The sequence below is a fragment of the uncultured Tateyamaria sp. genome, from assembly GCF_947503465.1.
Classification (GTDB): Bacteria; Pseudomonadota; Alphaproteobacteria; order Rhodobacterales; family Rhodobacteraceae; genus Tateyamaria.
In genome coordinates this window covers 287,007-299,548 of sequence record NZ_CANNDN010000003.1, presented here as the reverse complement: position 1 = coordinate 299,548, position 12,542 = coordinate 287,007, and the positions used below count along the sequence as shown (strand labels likewise).

Here is a 12,542-nt window from a genome sequence, read left to right as displayed (position 1 = left end):
GAGCAGACTACATAAAATTTGACAGGGTTTTGGGATATGGACGGCGCTGCCACGCTGTTGAGCACTGTATTCGGCTTTGACGGCTTCCGCCCGGGGCAGGAAGAGATTGTCGAGGCCGTCAGCGCGGGTGACAACGCGCTGGCCATCATGCCCACGGGCGGCGGCAAATCCTTGTGTTTCCAATTACCTGCGCTGATGCGCGACGGGGTCACGGTGGTTATCTCGCCCCTGATTGCCCTGATGCGCGATCAGGTTCGCGCCCTGCAAGAAGCAGGCGTGCAGGCCGGCGCGCTGACCTCCGGAAACACGCCCGAGGAAACCGATGCCGTGTGGGAGGCGCTGGAGCGGCGCGAACTGAAACTGCTCTATATCGCGCCGGAACGGCTGGCGGCGGGGTCGTCCATTGGCATGTTACGGCGGATCGGGGTCAGCCTGATCGCGGTGGACGAGGCGCATTGCGTCAGCCAGTGGGGTCATGATTTCCGTCCCGATTACCTGCGCATCGGCGAGTTGCGGCGCGCGCTGGACGTGCCGCTGGCCGCGTTCACGGCCACTGCGGATGCCGAAACGCAGGTCGAGATCATCGAAAAGCTGTTCGATGGCGTGCAGCCGCGCACCTTCCTGCGCGGCTTTGACCGGCCCAACATCCACCTGGCCTTTGCCGCCAAGAACGGGCCGCGCGCGCAGATCCTGAACTTTGCCGCCGCGCGCAAGGGGCAGTCGGGCATCGTCTATTGCGGGACGCGCGCCAAGACGGAAACGCTGGCCCAGGCGCTGCGCGAGGCGGGGCACACAGCGATCCATTATCACGGCGGGATGGAGGCAGAGGACCGCCGCATCGCCGAGCGCCGCTTTCAACAGGAAGACGGGCTGATCGTGGCCGCGACGGTCGCCTTTGGCATGGGTGTGGACAAGCCCGACATCCGCTGGGTGGCCCATGCCGACCTGCCCAAGTCGATCGAGGCGTATTATCAGGAGATCGGGCGTGCGGGCCGTGACGGCGCGCCTGCGGAAACACTCACGCTGTTTGGGCCTGATGATATCAAGCTGCGACGGACCCAGATTGACGAAGGGCTTGCACCGCCCGAACGGCGTATGGCCGATCACGCGCGGCTGAACGCCTTGCTGGGTCTGGCAGAGGCGCTGGAGTGTCGGCGCAAGACGTTGCTGGGCTATTTCGGCGAAACGGATGTGACCTGCGGCAAGTGCGATCTGTGCGATCAACCGGCAGAGGTGTTTGACGGCACCACGGCGGTGCGCAAGGCGCTGTCGGCCATGCTGCGGACCGATGAATGGTTCGGGGCAGGGCACCTGATCGACATCCTGCTTGGCGTCGAAACGGACAAGATCCGGCAGCGCGGGCACGACAACCTGCCCACCTATGGTGTGGGCAAGGAATACACCAAACCGCAATGGCAGGCGGTGTTTCGTCAGATGATGGGCCACGATCTGGTGCGGCCTGATCCCGACCGCTACGGCGCGCTGCGGATGACCGATGCGGCGCTGCCGATCCTGCGGGACGAGGCGCGCATCACCCTGCGCCGCGACACGATCAAGGCGGCCGCGGCCCGTCGTCCGGCGGTCAAGTCCATGGTGTCCGAGGAAGACGCGCCGCTGCTGTCCGCCCTCAAGGCCAAGCGTCGCGCCCTGGCCGAAGCGGCCAAGGTGCCCGCCTATGTCATCTTTCCCGACCGTACACTGATCGAAATGGCGGAACGAAGACCTGCCAACCTCGATCAGATGGCGCAGGTCAGCGGGGTGGGGGCCAAGAAGCTCGAAAAGTTCGGCCGCGCGTTCCTTGAGGTCATCAACGGCGCGGCAGAGGCGGTGCACCCATCGCGCCGAAAGCTGGCGGGGCACAGTGCGGGCACGATCTATGACCAACTGCTCGCCGTGCAGGCAGAGCTGGCGCGCGGCAGCGATGGCACCGACAAACCGCTCAGCTGTTCGGCCTCGCAACTGGCAAAGGTCGCGCAGCTGCGGCCGGATGACGACGCGGGGCTCGAACGGCTGCTGGGTGACCGCAAGGCGGAACGATTTGGGCCCGCCTTTCTGGACGTGCTGCGGGCCGCATCCTAGATAAGCCGAAACACGCATGGGGGTAGGCAGATGTTGGTGGTGATTTCCCCGGCCAAGCGGCTGGACTGGGCGGAACGGGACGTGCAGATGACGGCGCCCGCCATGCAGGACGACGCGGTGCGTCTGGCCAGGACGGCGCGGAACCTGACGCTGGGCAAACTCAAATCATTGATGGACCTCAGCGATGACCTGGCCCGCCTGAACCGGGACCGGTTCCAGGCGTTCGAGGACACCCCGGCAGAGGATGTCACCCGCCCTGCCATGCTGGCCTTTGCCGGTGACACCTATCAGGGTCTGAATGCCGAAACGCTGTCCGACCACGACACCGCCTATGCCCAGGATCACCTGCGCATCCTGTCGGGACTCTACGGTTTGCTGCGCCCGCTTGACGCGATCCAGCCCTACCGGCTGGAAATGGGCAGCCGCCTGAAAACGCGGCGCGGCACGTCGCTTTATGACTATTGGCGCACCGATCTGGCCAAGGCGCTGAACGCGCAGGGCCAGAAGACCGGCAGTGACATGCTGGTGAACTGCGCCAGCCAGGAGTATTTTGGCGCGGTGCCGGAAAAGGCACTGAAGCTGCATCTGATCACCCCCGCCTTCATGGAAGACAAGGGACAGGGCCCCAAGATCGTCAGCTTCTTTGCCAAGCGGGCGCGCGGGGCCATGGCACGCCATATCATCCAGAACCGGGTGACGAACCTTGACGGGGTGTGCGCCTTTGATGCGGATGGGTATGTGTATCGGCCCGAGCTGTCGACCGATGCAAAACCGGTATTCGTGCGGCCCTATCCGGCGGCCTAGGCGGCCCCTTCCTCGGACCTGTCGTCAAAGGGGGGTATCACCCCGTCGGGACATGTGTCGCGCAACATGCCGTGGATTTCGGGCTTGCGCAGCGGTTTGGTCAGGTAATGATCCAGACCGGAGTCCAGAATACCCTTGTCGTCACCATCCATCGCGTGCGCGGTCAACGCCACAATCGGCACGTGCCCGCCCGTGCCCCGTTCCAGCGCGCGGATTTTCTCCGTCGCTTCCTTGCCGTCCATCTTGGGCATGGAAATGTCCATAAAGATCAGGTCCGGCGACAGCGCTTCAAACATCTCGACGGCCTCGATCCCGTTGTTGGCGAAATGCAGGTCGATGTCAGCGTCCTTGACCATCTTGCCGAACACCAGCTGATTGGTCTTGTTGTCTTCGGCGGCCAGCACAATCATGCGTCGCGACTTGGCCGGGACGGGGGCCGCGCCGTTTGGCCCGATGACCGGACCCACGCTTTCGAGGCGCGCAAACAGGTCGGACCGGGGCACCGGTTTCTGCATGATGGCGTGCAAGTGCCGCGCGCCCGGATCATTGGTCGCGAAACTGGGGTTGGAACTGAGCAGCAGAATGGGCGTCTGCACATCGGCTGCGCGCACCGCTTCGGCCAGTTCCAACCCGTCCATGTCCGGCATGTTGTGGTCGGTCAGGATCAGGTCGATATTGTCCAGCTTGCGCAGCGCCTCCTTGCCCGACGCACAGCACACGACGCCCAGGCCCAGCAGTTCCAGCTGCCGTTGCAGGATCATGCGGTTGGCCTCGATATCGTCGACAACCATCACGCGCCGCAATCCTTCGGGCACCGGCGGGTGTTCGGGCAGCTTCGCCTCGCTCATCTTCAGCGGAATGCGGAAACCAAAGACCGACCCGACCCCCTCTTCGCTGCTGACCCAGACCTCTCCCTCCATCAGTGTGACAAGGCGCTGCGAGATGGCAAGGCCCAGGCCGGTGCCGTCAAATTGCCGGTTGCGTTCGTTTTCGACCTGATTGAATTCACCAAAGATGTGGTCGATCTTGTCATCGGGAATGCCGATGCCGGTGTCCTCGATCACGATGGTGACATCGGCATGGCCTGCGTCCAGGTCGGGCACCCCTGTGACGCGCACCAGAACGTGCCCCTCGCTGGTGAACTTGACCGCATTGCCCATCAGGTTGGTCAGCACCTGCCGGATGCGCCCCGGATCGCCCACATACATGGTGGGCAGGAACAGGTCGTAATCCAGCAGCAGCGTCAGCCCCTTGTCGCGGGCCGATGGCTGCAAAAGCATGATGATTTCGTGGATGCTGCGCTCAAGGTCAAAGGGCTCGAGGTGCAGTTGCAGCTTCTTCGCCTCGATCTTTGAATAGTCGAGAACGTCGTTGATGATGACCAGCAACGCCTCGCCCGAATTCTTGATCGTATCGACATAGAGCTGTTGTTCCTCGCTCAGCCCCGTGTCGCCCAGCAGTTCGGCCATACCGACGACCCCGTTCATGGGGGTGCGAATTTCGTGGCTCATGTTGGCAAGGAACGCGGATTTGGCGCGACTGGCGGCCTCGGCCTCGGCCCGGGCGGCCTTGAGCTGTTCCTGATAGCGCACGGATTCGGTGATGTTCAGGCCCAGTGAAACGATGTCACCGCCCTGGCCGCGCCGATCCACCAGCTTGACGTACTGGTCGTTCCACAGACGGATGGTGACCGGGTCGGGCTGCGGTTGCATCCAGCGGTCCAGCATCATCTGACGCCAGCTTTGCGCCTCCATCCCTTCGGTGTTCACGATCCCTTCATCGGTCATGACTTGCAGGATGGTGACATAGTTCGCGCCGGGCCGGATCACGTCGATACCGTCAAAGATCGCCAGATAACTTTCGTTGGCGGCGATCATCTGGTTGTCCGAATTGAAGAAGGCAAAGCCATCCGTGATCGTCTGCACCGAATGCCACAAACGGCGCTCGGCGATCTGAACCTTCTGGTTGGCCTGGCCCAGTTCGCTTTTGACGCGCGCGTTCTCGGTCTTGACGGTGGCGACTTCGGCCCGCGTTTCGACAATCTCGCCCTGCAGGGCGGCCGCATGTTTGCCCAGCTTGCGGTTGGCGGCCGACAGTTCGGCCTCTTTCAACTCCAGCAAACGCTCTGCTGCAAGGCGGCCGCGCCGCTCTTCTGCCAGTTTGTTTGCAAGGCTCATGCTTGCCCTCCGCCGCATACACGGTCGTTGGTATTCCACGGCTATGGTGAAGAACCGCTTAACCGCGGGGCGAAACCGTTGCGTGGGCCGCTGCGTGCGTGGCAGGCTGCGTATAAAGGTGCCAGTCCATTTGCAGGAGGTGCGCAATGCGCCCGTTCATGATCGCCGTCTGTATGTTTCTCTGGGGCACCACGGTGTGGGGCCAGGATGTAATGCCGGATCACCGCTATGTCGTGACCCGGGACATGGACTTTATCGGCGCGGACCGGACCGCCCTGTTCGCCACCACGTTCGAGGCGTGCGTGCGCGCATGCAGCGCCGACAGCGCCTGCGTCGCGTTCACCTTCAATGACCGGTCAAACGCCTGTTTCCCGAAATCCGAGATCACGGACCGGCAACCCTATGCGGGCGCGCGGTCCGCCACGCGCATCCCCGTGCCCGCAGCGCTGAGATCGGACGCGGCCCGGCGCGCTGCTGCGCTGGACCTGCCGCAGGCCGACAGTGACGCGGCACGGACACTGGCCGTCGACACCGGTCTGCGCTTTGCGCTTTCCGGGGACAGCGTCGATGATCTGCTGGCGGCCGCGCGGGCGGCATGGCAACGCGGAGACCGGGCCGCGGCGCTGCGCTGGACCGGCAGCGCCGTTGCTCTCACGGACGCGCCCGACCTGTGGACGCGCTATGCCTATATCGCGCTGCGCCAGACGGATGACGTGTCGTCATCCGAACGTCGCCGTGCGCGCCAGTCCGCTGTTTCGGCGGCACTGAACGGCTACGTGCGTGCAACCGCAGTGGGCGGGCAGGTCAGCGCGCTTCAGACCCTGGCCGACGCGCTTGAGGCGAACGGGCGTGGCCGGGACATGATCGGGGTGCTGCGCCTGGCCCAAGACCTGCAACCGCGCGACGATATCGCGGCGGCGCTGGACGATGCCATTGGCAAATACGGGTTTCGGATTGTCGACACCCAGGTCGACAACAACAGCGCCGCGCCGCGCATCTGCGCCACCTTCTCGGAACCGCTGGCGCAGGGCACCGATTTCGACCCCTTCGTGCGCATGGCCACGCCAGGCCTGGTGGTGGCCGCCGATGGGCGCGACCTGTGCATTGACGGGGTCAGCCACGGGACACGCTACAGCATGACCTTTCGGTCCGGCCTGCCCGCGGACAGTGGCGAGGTGCTGGCCCGGGATGTCACCCTTGCCCTCTATGTCCGCGACCGCGCGCCGGTGGTGCGCTTTCCCGGGCGCGGCTACGTGCTGGCGCGGGGCACAGGCCCCAGCATTCCGGTCGAAACGGTCAACGTGTCCGAGGTGGACCTGACCCTCGCACGGGTCAGCGACCGCAACCTCGTGGCCTCGCTGCGGCGCGACTTCTTTGGCCGCCCGCTGTCGCAATGGCAGGTGCAGGAATTCACCTCCGACATCGCAGAGGAGATCTGGCGCGGCACGGGCACGGTGCAGAACGCGCTGAACAGCGACATGCGGACCCTGCTGCCGCTGGACACAGCGCTGGATGGACAACCGCCCGGTGTCTACGTGCTGTCGGCGCGCGAGGCGGGGCGCGACCCGTCGGACGTGGCCGCGGCAACGCAATGGTTCGTGCTGTCGGATCTGGGGGTGTCGACATGGCAGGGCAATGACGGGCTGACGGCGTCCGTGCGCGCGCTCAGCGATGCGGGGGCCGTGGCCGGGGCCGAGGTGCGCCTGATTTCGCAAGCCAACGCCGTGCTGGGCACGGCCACGACGGATGCGGAGGGGTTTGTGCAATTCGACGCGGGGCTGACCCGCGGGCGTGGTGCCGCGCAGCCCGCGATGGTGCAGGTGGAAACGGGTGATGACTTCGTGTTCCTGCCCCTGACCGACGCGGCCTTTGACCTGTCCGACCGTGGCGTCGAAGGAAGGCCACCCGCCCCGCCGATCGACCTGTTCCTGACAACGGATCGGGGGGCCTACCGCCCGGGCAGCACGATCCACCTGACGGCCCTTGCGCGCGACGACCAGGCGCAGGCGGTCACCGGCCTGCCGCTCACCGTGATCCTCAGCCGCCCCGACGGGGTGGAATACAGCCGCACGATCAGCACGACGGGTCAGGCAGGCGGCCATGTCGTGGCGCTGCCGCTGTCACCGACGGTGCCGCGCGGGACATGGCGGATCGCGGTGATGGGCGATGTCAACGCGCCGGCCCTCGGAACCCGGACCGTGCTGGTCGAGGATTTCATCCCCGACCGGATCGATGTGACACTGACGCCGGAGACTGACATCTTCGATTTGCGCAGCGCAGCGCAGATCGGCGTGGACGCGCAATACCTCTTTGGCGCACCGGGGGCTGACCTGTCGGTCGAAGGCGACATTCAGGTGCAACGGCGCAGCGGGATGCAGGCATTCCCGGGTTACAGCTTTGGTCGCCATGACGCGGCCTTCGCACCGCAACGCCGCTATGTGCAGGGCGGGCGCACGGACGCAAATGGTCAGGTCCGGTTGTCCCTGCCGTGGCCCGAGGTCGCGGCAACCGACCTGTTGCTGGAAGCAGTGGCAACCGTGCGGGTGTCCGACAGTGGCGGCCGCCCGGTGGAACGGCAGGTCACGCAAACCATTGCGCGGAACGGACCGATGATCGGGATCAAGCCCGGCTTTGACGATGTCCTGCCGGAAGGCGGGACCGCCACGTTCGAGGTGATCGGCCTGGGCACGGCGCCGGACCTGCCTGTCACCTGGACGGTCAACCGGATCGAAACACGATATCAGTGGTACCAGCTTTTTGGCAGCTGGAACTGGGAACCGATCACGCGACGCGCCCGGACGCAGCAGGGTACCGCCACGCTGGGGACGGAGCCCCTGACGCTCAGCGCTCCGACCGAATGGGGGGAATACGAACTGGTGGTCGAAAGTGCCGCCGGGGCCTATGCCGCCAGTTCCGTATCCTTCGCGTCGGGCTGGTATGGCGGGGCTGACAGCAGCGCCACACCGGACCGTCTGACGCTGTCCCTGGATGCGGACCGCTATGCCGTGGGCGACGTCGCACAGCTGCGCATCGTGCCGCCGCATGACGGCGTGGCACTGGTGTCAGTCCTGTCCGGGTCGGTCATCGCGCGCCAGGCCATCCCGGTGCAGGCGGGCGAAACCGTGATCCCGCTTGAGGTGACCGAGGATTGGGGCACCGGGGCCTATGTCACTGCGTCGGTCCTGCGCAGCGCTGACGCGACGGATCCGGGTCCGGCCCGTGTGCTGGGGCTGGCCCACGCCGCCATTGATCCGGGTGCCAAGGCGCTTTCCGTCTCCATCGACGCCCCGGCCGCGGTGGATGGCCAACCCGGCACGACAGAGGTCGCGGTGCGGGTGGATGGCCTGAACGGTGCGGCGGGCCACGTGACGCTGGCGGCGGTGGATGTGGGTATCCTCAACCTCACCGGATTCGACGCGCCGGACCCCCAAGGGCACTATTTCGGGCAACGCCGTCTGGGCGTTGACCTGCGCGATGTCTACGGACGGCTGATCGACGGGCGCAGCGGCGCGCTGGGCACGGTGCGGTCGGGCGGCGATGCAGGCAACGCGATGACCCGACAAGGCCCACCTCCGACCGAGGCGGTGATGGCCGCCTTCTCCGGTCCTGTCCCCGTGGGGACAGATGGGGTGGCCCGCGTGACGGTGCCGCGCCCGAACTTCAACGGCACCATCCGCCTGATGGCCGTGGCGTGGTCGGACACAGGCGTCGGTCAGGCCGTGCAGGATGTGATCGCCCGCGATCCGGTGGTGATCTCTGCCGCCCTGCCGCGCTTCCTTGCCCCCGGTGATCAAAGTCGCCTGCAGCTGGAATTCGTGCATGCGGCCGGGGCGGCAGGTGCGATGCCGCTACAAGTGACGGCAAATGGCGTGACGGTCGGGACCGGCCCCGACGGCATCGACCTGTCCGAGCAGGGCACGGTGCGGCTGTCCCTGCCGCTGTCGGCGGATGTGGTCGGTGATCACGGCATCGACATCGCCCTGACAACCCCCGATGGAACGGTCCTGCGCAAATCGCTGTCCCTCGGCGTCCGGTCCAACGACCCAACGGTCGCCACGACCCGCCGCCTGACGCTGGCGGCAGGTGAGGCGCTGACCTTTGACGACAATGTCCTGGCCAACCTGCGCCCCGGATCGGCGCGGGCGACCCTGGCGGCCGGACCACTTGCGCGGTTCGACATGCCGGGGCTTCTGCAGCAGCTTGACCGCTATCCCTATGGCTGCACCGAACAGGTGACCTCGGCGGCGTTGCCCTTGCTCTATGTCCCGCAGACGGCGCAGGCGGCGGGGCTGTCGGACGTCAACGACCGGATCGCCACGGCCATCCGGCGCGTGCTGACGCGTCAGGCCAGCAACGGGGCCTTTGGCCTCTGGCGGGCACAGTCCGGGGATTTCTGGCTGGACGCCTACGTCACCGACTTCCTCAGCCGTGCGCAGGATCAGGGCCACGCGGTGCCGGACCGGGCATTGCGGCTGGCGCTGGACAACCTGCGCAACCGGATCAACTACGCCCCGGATTTCGATCGCGGCGGCGAGGATGTCGCCTATGCCCTCATGGTGCTGGCCCGGTCGGGGTCGGCCTCGATCGGGGATCTGCGCTACTATGCCGACACCAAGGCCGAAGCGTTCAGCACGCCACTGGCGCGCGCGCAACTGGGTGCGGCGCTGGCCAGTTACGGCGAACAGACGCGGGCCGACAGGCTCTTTGGTCTGGCGCAGGACCTGGCGCTGCGAGGCACCTCCACGGCGGGCTGGCGGTCGGATTACGGCACGGCGCGCCGGGACGCGGCGGGCCTTCTGCACCTTGCGGCAGAGGCGGGCAGCACGCGTGTCGACCAGTCGCAACTGGCCGGTGTGATCGCCACGGGCAGCCCCTATTCCACACAGGAGGCGGCACAGGTGCTGATGGCGGCACAGGCGCTGCGCACGGGCACAGCCGCGCCGGTCGTCTCGGTGAACGACGCGCCCGTGTCGGGCCCCGTGGTGCAAAGCCGCGTGGCCGGGGACGCGCCGGCGACCATCCGCAACGTGTCGGGGCAGGCGCAGGACGTGACGCTGACCACCTACGGCGTGCCCACGGTGGCACCAGCGGCGGGCGGGTACGGCTATGCCATCAGCCGCGCCGCCTTTGACATGGACGGAGCACCCGCAACCGGCCCATGGGCGGTCGGGGAACGGCGCGTGATCGTACTGACCGTGACGCCTTTCGAAGAGGTGGGCGCGCGGCTGATGGTCGATGACCCGCTGCCCGCCGGGATCGAGATCGACAATCCCAACCTCATCCGTTCGGGCGACGTGGCGGGGTTGGACTGGCTGCAAACCGCGGATACCGAACATGCCGAGTTCCGTTCGGACCGGTTCCTGGCCGCAGTGAACCACCGCAGCGCCGATCCCTTCCGGCTGGCCTATGTCGCGCGCGCTGTCAGCCCGGGTGACTTCCACCACCCCGCGGCACTGGTCGAAGACATGTACCGCGCCGAATACCGGGCCGTGACCGACACGGGCCGCGTCGTGGTGACCGAATGAAACGACCGCACCGGCCCCTGGTTGCCGTTGCGGCTGTGATGCTGGCCACGGCCGGCCTGCTTGACACCTGGGACGCCTGGGTGGCCCGCACGGTCCTGCCTGCCACCCTGACCGACACGTCGGTCGAAATGGTGGACCGCACCGGTCGGCTCATGCGGGCCTTCGCGGTCGAGGAGGGACGGATCAGGCTGGCCGTGCCGCGTGGCGGCGTGGACCCACGGCTGACAGACATGCTGATCGCCTACGAGGACAAGCGGTTCCGCCGCCACAACGGCGTGGACACCCGCGCGATGTTGCGGGCCGTGGGGCAGGCGCTGTGGTCCGGGCGGGTGGTGTCGGGCGGGTCCACGCTCACGATGCAGGTGGCACGCCTGCTCGAGAATTCGGGAACCGGGTCCGCCCGGGGAAAGCTGCGACAGATGCGGGTGGCCTGGGCGCTGGAACGGCGGTTCAGCAAGGATGATATCCTGCATCTCTACCTTCAGCACGCGCCCTATGGCGGGCGGATCGAAGGGGTGCGCAGCGCGACGTTCACATGGTTCGGCAAGGAACCCCACAGGCTGACCGAGGCCGAAGCGGCGCTGCTGGTGGCCCTGCCGCAAGCGCCCGAGGCGCGGCGGCCCGACCGGTATCCGCAGGCGGCACAGATGGCGCGGAACCGGGTGCTTGCCCGTATCGGGGCCGACCCGACGCAGGCACCGGTGCCACGCACGGCCCGGGCCCTGCCGCTGCACGCACCACACCAGGCAGACGCCCTGCGGGCAGCCGACAGCCAGACACAGCGCTTTGACACCACGCTGTCCCTGCCGCTGCAACGGGACCTTGAAAGGCTGGCCCGCATTCACGCGTCCGGGCAGGCACGGGGCACATCGCTGGCGCTGATGGTCCTGGACCACCAAAGCGGCGAGGTGTTGGCGCGCATCGGCAGCCCCGACTATTCCGATGCGGGGGGTGCACCGGGCTTTGTCGACATGACGCGGGCCAAGCGCAGCCCCGGTTCCACCCTCAAACCCCTGATCTACGCGCTGGCATTCGACCGGGGGCTGGCGCATCCCGAAACGGTCTTTGCGGACCGGCCCACGCGGTTCGGCAGCTATGCGCCGCAAAACTTTGACGGCGTGTTTCGGGGCGATGTCACGGCGCGGCAGGCGCTGACACAATCCCTCAACATTCCGCCCGTCGCATTGACCGATGCGCTGGGACCCGAACGGGTGATGGCCGCGCTGCGGGCGCTGGGCGCAGAACCGAAACTGCCCGGCGGACAGGCCGGGCTGGCGGTGGCGCTGGGCGGTGTGGGCCTGAGCCTTCAGGATCTGGTCACGGTCTACGGCCACCTCGCGGCCTCGGACAGGACGCTGATCGCGCCCCGTGCGGCATGGCAGGTGGGGGACATCCTGCGGGGCATTGCGCCGCCGCCCGGTGCGCCTGCGGGGCTGGCGTACAAGACGGGCACGTCCTATGGGCATCGGGATGCGTGGGCGATCGGCTATGACGGCCAGCACGTCATTGGCGTCTGGATGGGGCGGCCCGATGGCACGCCGGTGCCGGGCGCCTTTGGCGGTGCCCATGCCGCGCCACTCCTGTTCGAGGCATTCGGGCGGCTCAAACCGCAGCTGGCCCCGGCCCCTCCGCCCCCGCCAGACACCCTGCGGTTGGCGACGGCGGACCTGCCGCCCAACTTGCAACGGTTCGGCCCGGCGCATGGCGCGGGCACAGGCCCGGCGCTGGTGTTCCCGCCCGACGGCGCACGGTTGGGGCAGGCGGATGCCGTGGTCAAGGTGGCCGGTGGCGTGTTGCCGCTGACGGTGCTGGTCAACGGACAGGTCGTTGCGGCGCAGGTCCGGGATCGGCAGATCGATATCGGGCAACTGGACCTTGGATTTTCGGACATCGCCGTGATTGACGCCGCCGGGCGGGCCAACCGGTCAGCGGTCGAGGTCCGGCCCTGAGCAGAGCC

At 67.0% G+C, this 12,542-nt stretch carries 5 protein-coding genes; 4 read left to right on the top strand and 1 reads right to left on the bottom strand.

The features are described from left to right. Positions 1-36: 36 nt before the first annotated feature. The gene (recQ, locus tag Q0844_RS17330) at positions 37-2,079 is read left to right on the top strand and encodes a DNA helicase RecQ (protein WP_299047463.1); all 2,043 of its coding nucleotides are present in this window, start codon (positions 37-39) and stop codon (positions 2,077-2,079) included. Between the two features lie 30 nt (positions 2,080-2,109). Beyond that, positions 2,110-2,883, top strand: a complete 774-nt coding sequence (yaaA, locus tag Q0844_RS17325; RefSeq protein WP_299047460.1) for a peroxide stress protein YaaA — start codon at positions 2,110-2,112, stop codon at positions 2,881-2,883. Here yaaA and Q0844_RS17320 read toward each other — a convergent pair. Continuing rightward, positions 2,880-5,060 (bottom strand): response regulator, encoded by a 2,181-nt coding sequence (locus Q0844_RS17320; RefSeq protein ID WP_299047457.1) that lies wholly within the window; start codon positions 5,058-5,060, stop codon positions 2,880-2,882. The two genes, yaaA and Q0844_RS17320, sit on opposite strands and share 4 nt — an antisense overlap. A gap of 146 nt (positions 5,061-5,206) precedes the next feature. On the opposite strand from Q0844_RS17320, the gene Q0844_RS17315 reads away from it, so the two are divergent. Both Q0844_RS17315 and pbpC read left to right on the top strand, forming a co-directional pair. Then, entirely contained in the window at positions 5,207-10,585 is a 5,379-nt protein-coding gene (locus Q0844_RS17315; RefSeq protein ID WP_299047454.1) for an alpha-2-macroglobulin family protein, read from the top strand. After that, positions 10,582-12,534 carry a penicillin-binding protein 1C gene (gene pbpC / locus Q0844_RS17310; RefSeq protein ID WP_299047451.1) on the top strand — a complete coding sequence of 651 codons (1,953 nt, stop codon included), beginning with the start codon at positions 10,582-10,584 and terminating at the stop codon, positions 12,532-12,534. The genes Q0844_RS17315 and pbpC overlap by 4 nt, the downstream gene beginning before the upstream one ends. The last annotated feature ends 8 nt before the right edge of the window (positions 12,535-12,542 follow it).

Coding starts and splice junctions, on each gene's coding strand:
- recQ (WP_299047463.1), top strand. CDS start 37: ATGGACGGCGCTGCCACGCTGTTGAGCACTGTATTCGGCTTTGACGGC.
- yaaA (WP_299047460.1), top strand. CDS start 2,110: ATGTTGGTGGTGATTTCCCCGGCCAAGCGGCTGGACTGGGCGGAACGG.
- Q0844_RS17320 (WP_299047457.1), bottom strand. CDS start 5,060: ATGAGCCTTGCAAACAAACTGGCAGAAGAGCGGCGCGGCCGCCTTGCA.
- Q0844_RS17315 (WP_299047454.1), top strand. CDS start 5,207: ATGCGCCCGTTCATGATCGCCGTCTGTATGTTTCTCTGGGGCACCACG.
- pbpC (WP_299047451.1), top strand. CDS start 10,582: ATGAAACGACCGCACCGGCCCCTGGTTGCCGTTGCGGCTGTGATGCTG.